Below are 16,434 nucleotides of genomic sequence, written 5' to 3'. Positions count from 1 at the left end.
GATGAGAATGCAGTAACCGCGATTATAGGATAAAACGGCTCAGATCTTCATCTGCCACTAACGCATCCAGATGTTTACTCACATATTCTGCGTCAATGGTAATGCTTTGACCGTTCAGGTCGCTCGCATCATAAGAGATATCTTCCACCAGGCGTTCCAGTACGGTGTGCAGACGACGCGCACCGATGTTCTCGGTGGTTTCATTCACCTGCCATGCGGCCTGGGCGATACGTTTGATACCGTCTTCGGTGAACTCAAGGTTAACCCCTTCGGTCGCCATCAGCGCTTTGTACTGTACGGTAGCAGAGGCGTTTGGTTCGGTCAGGATACGTTCGAAATCTTCCGTAGTCAGTGCCTGAAGCTCTACACGGATTGGCAGACGACCCTGCAATTCCGGGATCAGGTCGGATGGGCTGGCAACCTGGAATGCGCCTGACGCGATAAACAGGATATGGTCAGTTTTCACCATACCGTGCTTGGTGGAGACGGTGCAGCCTTCAACCAAAGGCAGCAGGTCGCGCTGAACGCCTTCACGGGATACATCAGGGCCGGAACTGTTGCCACCACGCTTACAGATTTTGTCGATTTCGTCGATAAACACGATACCGTGCTGCTCAACCGCATCGATTGCATCTTGCTTCAGCTCTTCCGGGTTCACCAGTTTTGCCGCTTCTTCTTCGATAAGCAGCTTCAGTGCGTCCTTGATTTTCAGCTTACGCGCTTTCTGCTTCTGGCCGCCCAGGTTCTGGAACATCGACTGCAACTGGCTGGTCATCTCTTCCATACCTGGAGGTGCCATGATTTCAACACCCATCGGCGCGGCAGCAAGATCGATCTCAATCTCTTTGTCGTCCAGTTGCCCTTCACGCAGTTTTTTGCGGAATGCCTGGCGTGCGGCGGATGGCTCAGCTTGCTGTTCAGACTGGCCCCAGTTGTTTTTAGCCGGTGGGATCAGCACGTCGAGAATGCGCTCTTCAGCCATCTCTTCGGCACGATAGCGGTTCTTCTCGATGGCCTGGACGCGCACCATCTTGATAGCGGAGTCGGTCAGATCGCGGATGATAGAATCCACTTCTTTACCAACATAGCCCACTTCGGTGAACTTGGTCGCTTCCACTTTGATGAACGGCGCGTTGGCCAGCTTCGCCAGACGGCGGGCGATTTCGGTTTTACCGACACCGGTCGGGCCGATCATCAGAATGTTTTTTGGGGTCACTTCGTGACGCAGCTCTTCATCGAGCTGCATACGACGCCAGCGGTTACGCAGGGCGATAGCCACGGAACGCTTCGCGTTATCCTGGCCGATAATGTGTTTGTTCAGTTCGCTGACAATTTCGCGTGGGGTCATTTCAGACATGGGAGATCCTTACGCTTTGGAGGTCAATTCTTCGATGGTGTGGTTGTGGTTGGTATAGATGCAGATATCACCTGCAATATCCAACGCCTTCACCGCGATATCGCGTGCGTTCATGTCGGTATTTTCCAACAGCGCGCGGGCAGCAGCCTGGGCGTACGGGCCGCCAGAGCCGATAGCAATCAGGTCATTTTCGGGCTGAATAACGTCACCGTTACCGGTGATAATCAGCGAAGCGGTTTCATCGGCCACAGCCAGCAGGGCTTCGAGCTTGCGCAGCATACGATCGGTACGCCAGTCTTTCGCCAGCTCAACGGCGGCTTTCACCAGATGACCCTGGTGCATTTCCAGTTTGCGTTCAAACAGTTCAAACAGCGTGAAGGCATCAGCGGTACCGCCTGCAAAACCGGCGATCACTTTGTCGTTGTACAAACGACGGACTTTCTTCACGTTGCCTTTCATGACGGTATTACCCAGCGTGGCCTGGCCATCACCGGCGATTACCACTTGGCCGTTACGGCGTACACTTACTATTGTTGTCACGAGCAGACCCCCTGGTTACAGAATCGGGAAACAGAAGCCCTGAGCCTGTGCTCAGGGCTGAATAGAATGATAGATGGGGGGGAATTTGGGGGTTTCAACCCCCGGAAGCGAGTCGAATGCAGTTTGTGTGACCGGCAACTTTCAAACGGGAGATAGTGCCATCGGCATTTTCTTTGCCTTTGACCGGGCCAATCACCACGCGGTTCCAGCCATTGTTGGTGGTGATGCGTGAATCAAATCCTTCAAATGCCAGCTGAGCACGTACCGTTTCGGCCTGCTCTGCACCTTTAAACGAACCGCACTGAACCATCCAACGGCGCTCGTCTTTTTTCTCAGCCGTTTGCTTAGGCGCTTCCGTCTCTTTCGTGACCGGGGCGGCCTGTTGCGTCTTCGGTTGCTGTGCCGTGGTGTGCGTAGGGGTCTGCAACAGATCCTGATACGCCTGGGCCTGAGTCGCCTGTTTCTGCGTTTGTGCCTTAGGCGCCTGAACAGGTTGTGCCTGTGCGGTACGCGTTTGCTGCTGTGGCTGCTGGTAAGGCTGCTCTGTCACACGCGGCTGCGTGCGAGGCTGCTGTACTGGCTGAGTTTGCGTCCACTGCTGTTGTGGTTGCTGCTGTTGGCTCAGCAACTGTGCCTGGCGCTGACGTTGCAGCGTTTGCTGGCGTTGTGCTGGCGTTTGTTCATTCCACGGCACTTCGTTCAGCTGTGTCGGCTGCTGGCGCATGTCGGCCTGCATCTGGGCCAATAATTGACGCTGTTCGTCGGTCAGCTGATTCGCGTTCACGACTTCACCACCGGCAGAAGGCTCAGTAGGTGCGCGAACGCCCGGCTGGCGACTTTCCAGCTCTTTGATATAGCGCCAGCGCTCTTCAGGTTTTGGCGGTAAGCCATTCCCGGCAACCTTGTTGCCCTGAAGCGCCTCGGCATCTTCTTTCTTATGGTGAGTAATAAAGTACAGGCCACCGATAAAGGCTACCACTACGGCCGCGGCAATAGCGACCATCGCCGGGGAGACAGCAGGCAGGCTACGTTGCTTATTCCTTGAGCTACTCTTTTTGCGTCGCGAAGGTGCCGGCTGGCCGCGACGTACATAATCTCGTTGTGCCACTATCGTTTCGCTGTATTTATTCGTTCGTCAGCCCGCCATGTTACTTAAGCGGCGGGGCTTTGACCAGATAAGGGTGTCCTAAAGGCGTTTACTTTAAGTCAATGCCTGGGTAGTGCCGCGCACAATCAGTTCGCAATCCAGCAGACGTGATCCGCTACTAACTGTCTGACCATGCAGCTGATCCAGCAGAAGGAGCATCGCTTCGCGACCAATCTGGTAGCGCGGTTGCGCGACGGTTGAAAGCGGTGGATCGCAAAATTCTGAAAGAGAAATATTATCGAACCCGATAATTGACAGATCTTTTGGCACGCGCAGACCGCGGCGTTTGGCATAAGACAACGCACCCAGCGCCATCACATCACTGTGGCAGAATACCGCCGTTGGCGGTTCCGGCAGCGCCAGCAGTTTTTCCAGCGCCAGCCCACCGGCTTCAAAGGTGAAATCACCGCGCGCAATATAATGCGGGTCGACCGTCGCGCCGGTACGGCGCAGAGCCTGAACGTAGCCCTGCAAGCGGTAGTGACACAGCGGCATCTCTTCTGGCCCGGCGATACAGCCAATACGTTTGTGCCCCAGATCCTGAAGATAGTTCACCGCGTTAAAGGCTGCGGTGAGGTTGTCGATATGCACCGTCGGCAGTTCCAGCTCTGGGGCGAATTCGTTCGCCATCACCATCGGCGGTAAATTGCGCTGTTCTTCAATGCTGGCATCAAAGGGCAGGCGCGAGCCGAGCAGCAACATACCGTCGATCTGCTTGGTGATAATGAGGTCAATAAAGGTTTTTTCCTGCTGATTCTGGTGAGCGCAGTCACCAATCAGTACCAGATAGCCTTGCTCGGCTGCGGTCACTTCAATACCGCGGATGATTTCGCTAAAGAAGGGATCGCAGATGTCCGGCACTATCACCAGTATCGTGCGCGATTCATTGCGCTTAACGTTACGTCCCATTGCCTGCGGGAAATAGCCGACTTCCAGCGCCGCCTGCTCTACCCGATTGCGTGTCGCCTGGGAGACTTTATCCGGGTTCATTAATGCGCGGGACACGGTTGCCGTAGATACCTGTGCTTTCTGGGCAACGTCTTTCATGGTCGCCGTGGCAACCTCTTTCCTGGACTTCACGTCTTCTCCTCGCATGAACACCGAACTTCTGACACCTCATTTTTACAGATAGTTTATGAGAGCGGTTACAGAATTTTCATAAAAAGTGTGAGGAAGGTTGAATTTTTTCGATCCGTCTCGCAACAGAGGCTTAGCCTTCAATGGGATCAACATCCAGGACCCACTTAACCTTACGTGCTTCCGGCAGGGTATTTATCAATGCCAGCGTGCCGCTGACAATATGTTGTAAGCGTATACGCGAGGGGTGCTGCAATAAAATTTGCCAGCGGAAACGCCCACCCCGCTTGGGTGCCAGCGCAGGAACAGGCCCTAAAATCCACAGCTGGTTATCCACCAGTGGGCTGGCTTGCAGCAGATTGCGGAGCTGCTGGAGGAACAGCGGTGCCTGCTGATTATTATGATCTTCCGCGCGGATGATCACGTGGCTGGTCCACGGCGGCAGTTGCAGGGTCTGACGCTCAGCCAGGGCTTGTTCGGCAAACGCGTCATAGCCTTTATGCAGCAAGGTTTGCAACAGAGGGTGTTCCGGGTGGTGGGTTTGTAGCACCACTTCTCCCTGCTTCCCGGCGCGACCGGCGCGACCGGCCACCTGGGTATAGAGCTGGGCAAAACGTTCGGCGGAGCGGAAATCGGCAGAGAACAACGCGCCATCCACATCCAGCAGGGCGACCAGCGTGACATCCGGGAAGTGGTGCCCTTTGGCCAGCATTTGAGTCCCAATCAATATACGCGCACCACCGCGATGAACTTCCGCGAGCTGTTGCTCAAGCGCGCCTTTGCGGCTGGTGGTGTCCCGGTCGATACGTGAGATGGGAACATCCGGGAAGAACGGGGCCAGTGCTTGCTCCAGCTGTTCCGTCCCCAGGCCGACCGGCACCATGTGCGTCGAGCCACAAGACGGGCATTGGCGCGGGATAGGTCTTTGGCTGTCGCAGTGGTGGCAGCGTAAATGGCGTTGTGCCTGGTGAAGCGTGTAGTAGTGGTCGCAGCGTGGGCATTCCGCAATCCATCCGCAGTCATGGCAGAGCAGCGCCGGGGCAAATCCGCGTCGATTCAGGAACAGGATCACCTGATTCCCGGCCTGCAAATGCTGGCGCATTCGGGTGATCAATGCAGGCGCTAGCCCTGCCTGCACCTGCTGACCTTTCAAATCCAGCACATGCTGAATGGCCGGGCGGGCGTTCCCCGCGCGGCGTGTCAGGCGCAGCATGTGATATTTACGCTGGCGGACGTTGTGCAGCGTTTCCAGCGCAGGCGTGGCGGAGCCGAGAATAATCGGGATCTGCTCGCTGTGGGCGCGATAAACGGCCAGGTCGCGAGCATGATAGCGCCAGCCTTCCTGCTGTTTATAGGAGCTGTCATGCTCTTCATCTATTACGATGACGCCCAGATTTTTAAACGGGGTGAACAGCGACGAGCGCGTGCCAATGACAATGGCAGCTTCACCGTTTTTCGCTTTGAGCCACGCGCTGAGGCGTTCGCTGTCGTTCAGGCCGGAGTGCAGGACTTCCACCGGCGCATTAAAACGTTCACGAAAACGGGCGATGGTTTGAGGCGTCAGGCCGATTTCCGGCACCATGACCAACGCCTGCTTGCCCTGAGAGAGCACATTTTCCAGCACGCTAAGATAAACTTCGGTTTTGCCGGAACCCGTAACACCCGCCAGCAACCAGGCGGAAAAATGGTCGGCGGCGCTGTGAATCGCCCCCACGGCGGTAGCCTGTTCGGTATTCAGGCGCAGACGATCCCCGGAAACGGAAAAACTGTCGCGCCAGTCATAAAGGGCGGGCGCTTCGCTTGCTAGCTCGCACAACCCTTTTTTACGCAGTGCCTGAAGTGCCGCGTCAGTAAAGTCCAGCTCTTCAACCTGATGGCGCCAGATGCGCCTTTGGCGCAGGGCTGCCAGCGCCTGTTGCTGTTTAGGGGAACGCTTCAGACTGTTAATGTCTACCGCTTGCCCCTGTTCGGTGGCGAACCAGTACCACATCGGCGCATGGCTGGCGCTCTTACCCTGGCGCAGTAAAATGGGTAGGGCATGGAACAGAACATCGCCAATCGGGTGGTGATAGTATTCCGCCGCCCACAGCAACAGCCGCCAGGTGCTCGTTGAGTAGACCGGCTCGTTATCCAGCATTTCTGCAACGGCTTTCAGTTCATTAACGGGAAGCTCACTTTTATCGCTGACGGAAACCACGATCCCCACGCGCTGCTGCTTGCCAAAGGGCACGGTCACGCGACAGCCCGCTTTGGCATTCATGCTGTCGGGCAGCAGATAGTCAAAGGTGCGGGGAAGCGGAACGGGCAGGGCAACGTGAGCGACGGGCATCGAATCTTCCTGACTTGAAAAGTGGCGCGTTAGTATACACATTAGTAAAAGCGGCGTGCGGATCAGTTTGCATACGCTGGTCAAATTCTGTATGATTCGCCGCCTTTGATGCGCTTTATGCAGTGTCAAAACCTATACTATTAACATCGCGTGGTGTCTGGCGTTAGGGCTGGAAGAGCGACGCGGCCTTAACTGAGGTTCTCCCATGAAAAAAGATATTCACCCGAAATACGAAATGATTACTGCAAACTGCTCTTGCGGTAACTCTATCCAGATCCGCTCCACCGTGGGTCACGATCTGAACCTGGACGTGTGCGGCAAATGCCACCCGTTCTTCACTGGTAAGCAGCGTGATGTTGCAACCGGTGGCCGTGTTGACCGCTTCAACAAGCGTTTCAGCATCCCGGGCGCTAAATAAGTTTCCCGAAAAAAAGGCACCGAAAGGTGCCTTTTTTGTCTCTGCAAATCAGTATTCCCACGTATCCGGGTCGATACCCAGTTCACGCATAATCACCTTTGCCTCTTCCGGGATTTCATCGCTGCGCTCTTTACGCAGGTCTTCATCATTCGGCAACGGTTGACCGGTAAACGCATGTAAAAATGCTTCACACAGCAGTTCGCTGTTGGTCGCGTGACGCAGGTTGTTCACCTGACGACGCGTACGTTCATCGGTGAGGATCTTCAACACCTTCAGAGGAATGGAAACCGTAATTTTCTTTACTTGTTCACTCTTCTTACCGTGCTCAGCGTATGGGCTGATATATTCGCCGCTCCATTCAGCCATGAGATACCTTTAATCCTCTCAGTCATTAATCTAAAGGTGCAAAACCCTGTAATAAGGAGTGTTTTGGACCGTAATCTTGCGTAGTTTACCGTAGAGACACTACCGTGGCACGGATATTGGCACTGCGGCGTGCACTAAAGCATATAATTTTAACGGCTATTTGCGCATTGCTCAATCTATACGCAAAGAAGTTTAGATGTCCAGATGTATTGACGTCCATACTTTCAATGTTTACTCTGGTGGCTGACTTTTCACCTAATAAGCCAGGAAGCCTTCACCATGACGCGTAAACAGGCCACCATCGCAGTGCGTAGCGGATTGAATGATGACGAGCAGTACGGCTGTGTTGTCCCGCCGATTCATCTTTCCAGTACTTACAATTTCACCGGATTTAATGAACCCCGTGCGCACGACTATTCCCGTCGTGGCAACCCTACGCGCGATGTTACCCAGCGCGCGCTGGCGGAGCTGGAAGGTGGCGCAGGTGCGGTGTTAACCAACACCGGTATGTCTGCCATCCATCTGGTGACAACGGTCTTCCTGAAACCTGGCGATCTGCTGGTTGCGCCGCACGACTGTTATGGCGGCAGCTATCGTCTGTTCGACAGCCTGGCAAAACGGGGCTGTTATCGCGTGTTGTTTGTTGATCAAAACGACGAACAAGCCCTGAAACAGGCGCTGGCAGAGAAACCAAAGCTGGTTCTGGTGGAAAGCCCAAGCAATCCATTGTTGCGCGTTGTCGATATTACCAAAATTTGTCAGCTCGCAAGGGATGCGGGAGCGATAAGTGTAGTGGATAATACGTTCCTCAGTCCGGCCCTCCAGAACCCACTGGCACTGGGTGCAGATCTTGTATTGCATTCATGCACTAAATATCTGAATGGCCACTCTGATGTGGTGGCGGGCGTGGTGATTGCAAAAGATCCCGACGTTGTCACCGAACTGGCATGGTGGGCCAATAACATTGGCGTCACCGCAAGCGCGTTTGATAGCTACCTGTTGTTACGTGGCATTCGCACGCTGTCGCCGCGCATGGAAGCGGCTCAGCGTAATGCCCTGGCGATTGTCGATTTCCTGAAAACGCAGCCGCTGGTGAAAAAATTGTATCATCCATCGCTGCCGGAAAATCAGGGGCATGAGTTTGCCGCGCGTCAACAGAAGGGTTTTGGCGCGATGTTAAGCTTTGAACTGGATGGCGATGAGCAAACGCTGCGTCGCTTCCTGAGCGGGCTGTCATTGTTTACGCTGGCGGAATCATTAGGTGGGGTCGAAAGCTTGATCTCCCACGCCGCGACCATGACGCACGCAGGGATGGCACCCGAAGCACGTGCCGCCGCCGGTATTTCTGAAACGCTGCTGCGTATTTCAACCGGTATTGAAGATTCTGAAGATTTAATTGCCGATCTGGAAAATGGCTTCCAGGTCGCAGCCAAGGGGTAATCATGAGTGTGATAGCGCAGGCAGGGGCGAAGGGTCGTCAGCTGCACAAGTTTGGTGGTAGTAGTCTTGCTGATGTGAAATGTTACCTGCGTGTCGCAGGGATCATGACAGAGTATTCACAGCCGGGTGACATGATGGTTGTCTCTGCGGCTGGCAGCACCACCAACCAGTTGATTAGCTGGCTGAAATTAAGCCAGACCGATCGCCTTTCTGCGCATCAGGTTCAACAATCCTTACGTCGTTACCAGAGCGAACTCATTGCCGGCTTGCTGCCAGCCGAGGTCGCTGATGGGCTGATTTCCGCATTTACCCATGACCTTGAGCGCCTGGCTGCCCTGCTTGATAGCGGCATTACCGATGCGGTGTATGCCGAAGTGGTGGGTCACGGTGAGGTCTGGTCTGCGCGTCTGATGGCGTCCGTTTTGCAACACCAGGGTGTTGAAGCCGCGTGGCTTGATGCGCGCGACTTCCTGCGCGCTGAGCGTGCTGCACAGCCGCAGGTCGACGAAGGCTTGTCTTATCCGTTACTGCAACAGCTGCTGGTGCAGCACCCGGGCAAACGTATTGTGGTGACCGGCTTTATCAGCCGCAGCAACGCGGGTGAAACCGTGCTGCTGGGGCGTAATGGCTCTGACTACTCTGCAACACAAATCGGTGCGCTGGCCGGTGTTTCCCGTGTGACTATCTGGAGTGACGTGGCGGGTGTTTACAGCGCTGATCCGCGCAAAGTGAAAGATGCCTGCCTGCTGCCGTTGCTGCGTCTGGATGAAGCCAGCGAGCTGGCACGTCTGGCTGCTCCGGTGCTGCACGCCCGTACGCTTCAGCCGGTTTCGGGCAGTGATATCGACCTGCAACTGCGCTGTAGCTATACCCCGGATCAGGGCTCAACTCGCATTGAGCGTGTGCTGGCCTCCGGCACGGGCGCACGTATCGTCACCAGCCATGACGACATCTGCCTGATTGAGTTCCAGGTGCCAGCCGGCCAGGATTTCAAACTGGCACACAAAGACATCGACCTTATTCTGAAACGTGCGCAGGTGCGTCCGTTAGCCGTTGGCGTGCATAACGATCGCCAGCTGCTGCAATTTTGCTACACCGCAGAAGTGGCCGACAGCGCACTGAAAATTCTTGATGAAGCTGGCCTGCCGGGTGAACTTCGCCTGCGTCAGGGGCTGGCGCTGGTCGCGATGGTGGGCGCAGGTGTCACCCGTAATCCGCTGCACTGCCACCGCTTCTGGCAGCAGCTGAAAGGCCAGCCGGTTGAGTTTACCTGGCAGTCGGAAGAGGGCATCAGTCTGGTGGCCGTTCTGCGTAAAGGACCAACTGAGAGCCTGATTCAGGGTCTGCACACCTCTCTGTTCCGCGCGGAAAAGCGTATCGGCCTGGTGCTGTTCGGCAAAGGGAATATCGGTTCTCGCTGGCTGGAGCTGTTCGCGCGTGAGCAAGAGACGCTTTCAGCGCGTACCGGGTTTGAATTTATTCTCGCGGGCGTAGTGGACAGCCGCCGTAGCCTGCTGAATTACGAAGGTCTGGATGCCAGCCGCGCACTTGCCTTCTTTAATGATGAAGCAGTTGAACAGGATGAAGAGTCACTGTTCCTGTGGATGCGTGCGCACCCGTATGATGACCTGGTCGTGCTGGACGTCACGGCCAGTGAACAGCTTGCCGATCAGTATCTGGATTTCGCCAGCCACGGCTTCCATGTCATTAGTGCCAACAAACTGGCGGGCGCGAGCAGCACCGATAAATACCGTCAAATCCATGACGCGTTCGAAAAAACGGGCCGTCACTGGTTGTACAACGCGACTGTTGGCGCGGGCCTGCCGGTTAACCATACCGTGCGCGATCTGATTGAAAGCGGCGACAGTATTCTGGCGCTGAGCGGGATTTTCTCCGGCACGCTTTCCTGGTTGTTCCTGCAATTCGATGGCACGGTTCCTTTCACCGACCTGGTGGATCAGGCGTGGCAGCAAGGGCTGACCGAGCCAGACCCGCGCGTGGACCTGTCCGGGAAAGACGTCATGCGTAAACTGGTTATCCTGGCGCGTGAAGCGGGGTATGACATCGAGCCGGGCGCAGTGCGCGTGGAGTCACTGGTGCCTGCGGGTTGTGAGGAAGGTTCTGTCGACCACTTCTTCGAAAACGGTGACGAACTGAATGACCAGATGGTGCAACGTCTGGAAGCGGCACAAGAAATGGGCCTGGTGCTGCGCTATGTGGCGCGCTTCGAGGCGAACGGTAAAGCGCGAGTCGGTGTTGAAGCGGTGCGCCCTGAGCATCCGCTGGCGGCGCTGTTGCCGTGCGATAACGTTTTTGCGATTGAAAGCCGCTGGTATCGCGATAACCCGCTGGTGATCCGTGGCCCGGGTGCTGGTCGCGATGTGACCGCTGGGGCAATTCAGTCCGACATCAACCGTCTGGCTAAGCTGCTGTAATTTCAATTATTCCCTCTCCCACCGGGAGAGGGACTTCTCTTCATCATGAACTTCCCTCATCTTCCCTGAGCAATCCTCACCGTTATTGCTGATTATTTCTGTTGACGCCACTCCGCTTTTCCGTCATTTTTACATCTGGACGTCTAAACGTATAGAAGTTCGAATCACAACAAACAACGACACGCGATTGATGAGGTAAGGTATGAGCTTTTTTCACGCCAACCAGCGGGAAGCCCTGAATCAGAGCCTGGCCGAAGTAAACGGCCAGATTAACGTCTCTTTTGAATTTTTCCCGCCGCGCACCAGTGAAATGGAGCAAACCCTGTGGAGCTCTATCGATCGCCTGAGCAGCCTGAAACCGAAATTTGTCTCCGTGACTTACGGTGCAAACTCCGGTGAGCGTGACCGCACGCACAGCATTATCAAGGGCATCAAAGACAGAACCGGTCTGGAAGCGGCTCCGCACCTGACCTGCATCGATGCTACCCGCGATGAACTGCGCGCCATCGCCCAGGACTACTGGAACAACGGGATTCGTCATATCGTCGCCCTGCGTGGTGACCTGCCGCCGGGCAGCGGCAAACCAGAAATGTATGCGGCTGACCTGGTGACGCTGCTGAAAGAGGTGGCGGACTTTGATATCTCCGTTGCCGCGTACCCGGAAGTTCACCCGGAAGCGAAAAGCGCGCAGGCGGATTTGCTCAACCTGAAACGTAAAGTGGATGCCGGGGCAAACCGCGCCATCACCCAGTTCTTCTTCGACGTAGAAAGTTATCTGCGTTTTCGTGACCGCTGCGTTTCTGCGGGCATCGACGTTGAAATCATTCCTGGCATTTTGCCGGTGTCTAACTTCAAACAGGCGAAAAAATTCGCTGACATGACCAACGTGCGCATTCCGCTTTGGATGTCTAAAATGTACGAAGGGCTGGACGATGACCCGGAAACACGCAAGCTGGTGGGCGCAAATATCGCGATGGACATGGTGAAGATCTTAAGTCGTGAAGGGGTGAAGGACTTCCACTTCTATACTCTGAACCGCGCGGAAATGAGTTACGCCATTTGCCACACGCTCGGCGTTCGACCTGGCGTGTAACAAATAAAAGCCCTCTTCGGAGGGTTTTTTGATTTATAAGGGTTTTATTTTCCTGCCAGTTCAGCAATGCTGCCTTTGACGTACAAAAGTCACATATTTTCAATGTGAAATTAAACGGAATTAACTATCGAATCTGTGGGTTATCCCAACTATACCTTATCAATAAGGGCGTATATCGTAACAGTAATACTGTAAAGGGAGCACAACGATGAGCACGTCAGACGATACCAATAAAGCGGCATCAGCCGGTAAGTGTCCGTTCCATCAGGGCGGCGTTGATCTTAGCGCGGGTGCTGGTACCGGCAGTAAAGAGTGGTGGCCTAAGCAACTTCGTGTCGATCTTCTGAATCAACATTCCAACCGTTCGAACCCACTGGGTGAGGACTTCGATTACCACAAAGAATTCAGCAAGCTCGACTACTCAGCCCTCAAGGGCGATCTCAAAGCACTCTTAACCGACTCTCAACCGTGGTGGCCTGCCGACTGGGGCAGCTATGCGGGCCTGTTTATTCGCATGGCCTGGCACGGTGCTGGTACTTATCGCTCCGTTGACGGACGCGGTGGTGCAGGACGCGGTCAACAGCGCTTTGCGCCGCTGAACTCCTGGCCAGATAACGTTAGCCTGGATAAAGCACGCCGCCTGTTGTGGCCTATCAAACAGAAATATGGGCAGAAAATTTCCTGGGCTGACCTGTTTATCCTGGCGGGTAACGTGGCGCTGGAAAACTCGGGCTTCCGTACCTTTGGCTTTGGTGCCGGGCGTGAAGACGTCTGGGAGCCAGATCAGGATGTGAACTGGGGTGATGAAAAAGCCTGGTTGACCCATCGCGATCCTGAAGCGCTGGCGAAGCGTCCTTTAGCTGCCACTGAAATGGGTCTGATTTACGTCAACCCGGAAGGGCCAAACGCCAGCGGCGAACCGCTGTCTGCGGCCGCGGCGATCCGCGCAACCTTCGGCAACATGGGAATGGACGACGAAGAGACTGTCGCCCTGATTGCCGGCGGCCATACGCTGGGTAAAACACACGGTGCCGGTGAAGCAACGCATGTAGGCACTGACCCAGAAGCCGCACCAATTGAATCTCAGGGCCTGGGTTGGGCAAGCAGTTTTGGCAGCGGAGCAGGGGCTGATGCGATTACATCTGGCCTGGAAGTTATCTGGTCGCAAACCCCGACTCAGTGGAGCAATTACTTCTTCGAGAACCTGTTCAAATTCGAGTGGGTTCAGACCCGCAGCCCGGCAGGGGCGATTCAGTTTGAAGCCGTTAACGCGCCAGACATCATGCCTGACCCGTTCGACCCGTCGAAAAAACGCAAACCAACTATGCTGGTCACCGACCTGACCCTGCGTTTTGACCCTGAGTTCGAGAAGATTTCTCGTCGCTTCCTCAACGATCCGCAGGCCTTCAATGAAGCCTTTGCGCGTGCGTGGTTCAAGCTGACCCACCGCGATATGGGGCCAAAATCACGTTACATTGGCCCGGAAGTACCGAAAGAAGATCTGATTTGGCAGGATCCGCTGCCGCAGGCGGTGTTCAATCCTTCTAAGGAAGACATTGAGAGCCTGAAAGCGGAAATCGCGGCATCCGGCCTTTCCATCAGCGAACTGGTTTCTGTTGCCTGGGCGTCTGCGTCGACCTTCCGTGGTGGTGATAAGCGTGGCGGTGCCAACGGTGCGCGTCTGGCGCTGGTACCACAACGCGACTGGGATGTTAACGCTGCAGCGGTTCGTGCCCTGCCAGCGCTGGAAGCTATTCAGCGCACGACCAACAAAGCTTCACTGGCCGATATCATCGTGCTGGCGGGTGTGGTCGGTGTTGAGCAGGCGGCGAAAGCCGCAGGGGTTTACGTTAACGTACCGTTTACGCCGGGCCGTGTTGATGCGCGTCAGGACCAGACGGATATCGAGATGTTTACCCTGCTTGAACCGATTGCCGATGGCTTCCGCAACTACCGTGCGCAGGTTGACGCTGCGACAACAGAATCGCTGCTGATTGATAAAGCCCAGCAGCTGACGCTGACTGCGCCTGAACTGACGGTGCTGGTGGGTGGTTTGCGTGTGTTGGGTGCTAACTTTGATGGCAGCAAAAACGGCGTGTTCACTGACCGTGAAGGTGTGCTGAGCAATGACTTCTTCGTGAAGCTGCTGGATATGAATACCCAGTGGAAAGCGACTGATGCGTCCAGCGAGCTGTTTGCCGGTAGCGATCGCGCCAGCGGTGATGTGAAATACACCGCAACCCGCGCCGACCTGGTATTCGGTTCTAACGCTGTCCTGCGCGCACTGGCTGAAGTGTACGCCAGCAGCGATGCCAGCGAGAAGTTCGTTCGCGACTTCGTTGCGGCATGGGCGAAGGTGATGGATTTGGATCGTTTTGACCTGAAGTAAATAAAAATCCCCGCTTCGGCGGGGATTTTTTTGCCCGGCGGCTATGCCACCCGGCAATTTTTGTTACTCCCACTCCTGTAAGAACCGCTGTCCGTACTGGTCTGCAACCAGCAGCGCGGCGTAAACCTGATCCGGCGACACACCGCCCGGCATGTTGTGAATGGTTTCACCTTCTGCACAGGCCGCTTCAGCGATCAGACGCATTTTCGCCGGAATATTCTCTTTGATATCCAGCTGCGCCAGGGTAATTGGCAGCCCTACGCTGTGGCAAAGCGCGGCAACGGTTTCTATCTCTTCAACCGGTGCGTTTTCCAGAACCAGCTGTGTGAGTGTGCCGAACGCCACTTTTTCACCGTGATAGAAGTGGTGGGCTTCTGGTACTGCCGTCATCCCGTTATGAATGGCATGCGCTGCTGCCAGCCCGCCGCTCTCAAAACCGACGCCGCTGAGATAGGTATTGGCTTCGATGATGCGCTCCAGCGCCGGTGTGACCACGTGCTGTTCCGCTGCCAGCATCGCTTTTTCACCCTCTTCAACCAGCGTGTTGTAGCACAGTTCCGCCAGCGCTAAAGCAGCCTGGGTACATTTGCCGCCCGCCATGGTGGTTGCGCCGCTGCGGGAACAGGCGCGAGCTTCAAACCAGGTGGCCAGTGCATCACCAATACCCGCCGCCAGCAGGCGTGCTGGTGCGCCCGCCACCACTTTGGTATCGACAATCACCATGTTCGGGTTGTGTGGCAGCATCAGGTAGCGATCGAACTCACCGCTGTCGGTATATATAACGGAAAGGGCGCTGCAAGGTGCATCGGTAGAGGCAATGGTTGGGGCGATAGCAACCGGCACGTCCATAAAGTGAGCCAGTGCTTTAGCGGTATCCAGCGTTTTACCGCCGCCAATACCCAGTACCGCCATGCAGTCGGCGCTGTCGGCCAGCTTTTTCAGACGGTCAATTTCATTTTGCGAACATTCGCCGCCGAAGGGTGCGATTTCGACGTGCAGTTCCGCTTTTTTGAAGCTTTCACGCAGGGTCTCTTCGGCAAAACCCAGTACAAATTTATCGCCAACCACCAGCCAACGTTTTGCCAGCGGTTTCAGATAGTCGCCCAGACGGGTGAGAACATCAGCGCCCTGGATGTATTTCCCCGGCGATTGAATGATACGGTCCATAACATTTCTCCCTTAGAGGTTGAGGTTACCAAACGCGTTTTTCCAGTCTTGCTCGAACTTCTCTATGGCTGACTCTACCGCCGGAGTGCCGAGCATTTGTTGCGCTACATCTAAAGGAAGTGTGATTGCTTCACATCCGGCAAGCAGGCAGTCCAGCGCCTGTCGTGGTGTTTTAAAACTGGCGGCCAGCACCATGCTTTCTGGCGCGTGCAGTTCCAGCAGAGTTTGCAGCTCCTGAACCATGCGAATGCCATCACCGCCCTGTGCATCTACGCGGTTGACATACGGTGCGACATATTTCGCCCCTGCGAGTGCGGCCAGTAAACCCTGCGCGGCGCTGTAAACGGCGGTACCTAGCGTGGTAATCCCCTCTTTTTTCAACGCTTTGATCGCGATAAGCCCCTGAGCGGTCACCGGGATTTTCACTACGATATCCGGTATGGCGTTACTCAGGCGTTTGGCCTCTGCCACCATGCCCTCTGCATCACGGCTCATGGTCTGGGCGAACAGCGTGCCTTCCGGCCCGATGGCTTTTTGCAGTCGTGGCAGCACGTCCCAGATAGATTCACGGCTGGCAGCCACAATACTTGGGTTGGTGGTAACACCCGCAATGGGGAAGATGCGCGCCAGGCGTTCAACTTCCGCCACGTTGGCGGTATCCAGATACAGTTCCATT

Annotated in this window: 13 protein-coding genes; 5 read left to right on the top strand and 8 right to left on the bottom strand. The window is 55.4% G+C overall.

Translation table 11 applies throughout. The features are described from left to right. Positions 1-22: 22 nt before the first annotated feature. The 5 genes from hslU to priA all read right to left on the bottom strand — a co-directional run bounded on the left by hslU (position 23) and on the right by priA (position 6,450). Complete coding sequence (gene hslU, locus ACT9TW_RS04760; protein WP_182062995.1) at positions 23-1,357, bottom strand: HslU--HslV peptidase ATPase subunit; 1,335 nt, start codon at positions 1,355-1,357, stop codon at positions 23-25. 9 nt (positions 1,358-1,366) lie between these two features. Further along, positions 1,367-1,897, bottom strand: a complete 531-nt coding sequence (gene hslV / locus ACT9TW_RS04755; protein WP_014072345.1) for an ATP-dependent protease subunit HslV — start codon at positions 1,895-1,897, stop codon at positions 1,367-1,369. Between the two features lie 94 nt (positions 1,898-1,991). Further along, positions 1,992-3,005 carry a cell division protein FtsN gene (ftsN, locus tag ACT9TW_RS04750; protein ID WP_446491778.1) on the bottom strand — a complete coding sequence of 338 codons (1,014 nt, stop codon included), beginning with the start codon at positions 3,003-3,005 and terminating at the stop codon, positions 1,992-1,994. A 93-nt stretch (positions 3,006-3,098) separates the two neighbouring features. Further along, entirely contained in the window at positions 3,099-4,124 is a 1,026-nt protein-coding gene (gene cytR, locus ACT9TW_RS04745; RefSeq protein ID WP_182062993.1) for a DNA-binding transcriptional regulator CytR, read from the bottom strand. Positions 4,125-4,254: 130 nt separating this feature from the next. After that, positions 4,255-6,450 carry a primosomal protein N' gene (gene priA / locus ACT9TW_RS04740; RefSeq protein ID WP_446491777.1) on the bottom strand — a complete coding sequence of 732 codons (2,196 nt, stop codon included), beginning with the start codon at positions 6,448-6,450 and terminating at the stop codon, positions 4,255-4,257. A gap of 205 nt (positions 6,451-6,655) precedes the next feature. Here priA and rpmE point away from each other — a divergent pair, with 205 nt between their 5' ends. Beyond that, positions 6,656-6,868, top strand: a complete 213-nt coding sequence (rpmE, locus tag ACT9TW_RS04735; protein WP_014072341.1) for a 50S ribosomal protein L31 — start codon at positions 6,656-6,658, stop codon at positions 6,866-6,868. 48 nt (positions 6,869-6,916) lie between these two features. Here rpmE and metJ read toward each other — a convergent pair whose 3' ends face one another. Beyond that, the gene (gene metJ / locus ACT9TW_RS04730) at positions 6,917-7,234 is read right to left on the bottom strand and encodes a met regulon transcriptional regulator MetJ (RefSeq protein WP_007369220.1); all 318 of its coding nucleotides are present in this window, start codon (positions 7,232-7,234) and stop codon (positions 6,917-6,919) included. Between the two features lie 279 nt (positions 7,235-7,513). Between metJ and metB the strand changes: the two genes are divergently transcribed. The 4 genes from metB (at position 7,514) to katG (ending at position 14,591) form a co-directional block, all read left to right on the top strand. Continuing rightward, the gene (gene metB / locus ACT9TW_RS04725) at positions 7,514-8,674 is read left to right on the top strand and encodes a cystathionine gamma-synthase (RefSeq protein WP_182062991.1); all 1,161 of its coding nucleotides are present in this window, start codon (positions 7,514-7,516) and stop codon (positions 8,672-8,674) included. Positions 8,675-8,676: 2 nt separating this feature from the next. Further along, entirely contained in the window at positions 8,677-11,109 is a 2,433-nt protein-coding gene (locus ACT9TW_RS04720) for a bifunctional aspartate kinase/homoserine dehydrogenase II (protein ID WP_315687336.1), read from the top strand. Positions 11,110-11,311: 202 nt separating this feature from the next. Then, a complete protein-coding gene (metF, locus tag ACT9TW_RS04715; protein WP_014072337.1) occupies positions 11,312-12,202 on the top strand; it encodes a methylenetetrahydrofolate reductase in 891 nt (296 codons plus the stop codon). A 208-nt stretch (positions 12,203-12,410) separates the two neighbouring features. Continuing rightward, positions 12,411-14,591 (top strand): catalase/peroxidase HPI, encoded by a 2,181-nt coding sequence (katG, locus tag ACT9TW_RS04710; protein WP_446491776.1) that lies wholly within the window; start codon positions 12,411-12,413, stop codon positions 14,589-14,591. Positions 14,592-14,654: 63 nt separating this feature from the next. On the opposite strand, the gene gldA is transcribed toward katG, so the two are convergent. Then, positions 14,655-15,758: a bifunctional L-1,2-propanediol dehydrogenase/glycerol dehydrogenase gene (gldA, locus tag ACT9TW_RS04705; protein ID WP_166718501.1), complete on the bottom strand. Its 1,104-nt coding sequence runs from the start codon at positions 15,756-15,758 to the stop codon at positions 14,655-14,657. A 12-nt stretch (positions 15,759-15,770) separates the two neighbouring features. Beyond that, positions 15,771-16,433 carry a fructose-6-phosphate aldolase gene (fsa, locus tag ACT9TW_RS04700; RefSeq protein WP_182062986.1) on the bottom strand — a complete coding sequence of 221 codons (663 nt, stop codon included), beginning with the start codon at positions 16,431-16,433 and terminating at the stop codon, positions 15,771-15,773. Position 16,434 lies beyond the last annotated feature (1 nt).

Source organism: Enterobacter sp. C4G1, from assembly GCF_052886895.1.
This window is presented reverse-complemented; position numbering and strand designations above follow the sequence as displayed.

Excerpts from the sequence above, each read along its gene's own strand:
- rpmE (WP_014072341.1), top strand. The coding sequence starts at position 6,656 with ATGAAAAAAGATATTCACCCGAAATACGAAATGATTACTGCAAACTGC.
- fsa (WP_182062986.1), bottom strand. The coding sequence starts at position 16,433 with ATGGAACTGTATCTGGATACCGCCAACGTGGCGGAAGTTGAACGCCTG.
- metF (WP_014072337.1), top strand. The coding sequence starts at position 11,312 with ATGAGCTTTTTTCACGCCAACCAGCGGGAAGCCCTGAATCAGAGCCTG.
- priA (WP_446491777.1), bottom strand. The coding sequence starts at position 6,450 with ATGCCCGTCGCTCACGTTGCCCTGCCCGTTCCGCTTCCCCGCACCTTT.
- ACT9TW_RS04720 (WP_315687336.1), top strand. The coding sequence starts at position 8,677 with ATGAGTGTGATAGCGCAGGCAGGGGCGAAGGGTCGTCAGCTGCACAAG.
- metJ (WP_007369220.1), bottom strand. The coding sequence starts at position 7,234 with ATGGCTGAATGGAGCGGCGAATATATCAGCCCATACGCTGAGCACGGT.
- gldA (WP_166718501.1), bottom strand. The coding sequence starts at position 15,758 with ATGGACCGTATCATTCAATCGCCGGGGAAATACATCCAGGGCGCTGAT.
- katG (WP_446491776.1), top strand. The coding sequence starts at position 12,411 with ATGAGCACGTCAGACGATACCAATAAAGCGGCATCAGCCGGTAAGTGT.
- hslU (WP_182062995.1), bottom strand. The coding sequence starts at position 1,357 with ATGTCTGAAATGACCCCACGCGAAATTGTCAGCGAACTGAACAAACAC.
- metB (WP_182062991.1), top strand. The coding sequence starts at position 7,514 with ATGACGCGTAAACAGGCCACCATCGCAGTGCGTAGCGGATTGAATGAT.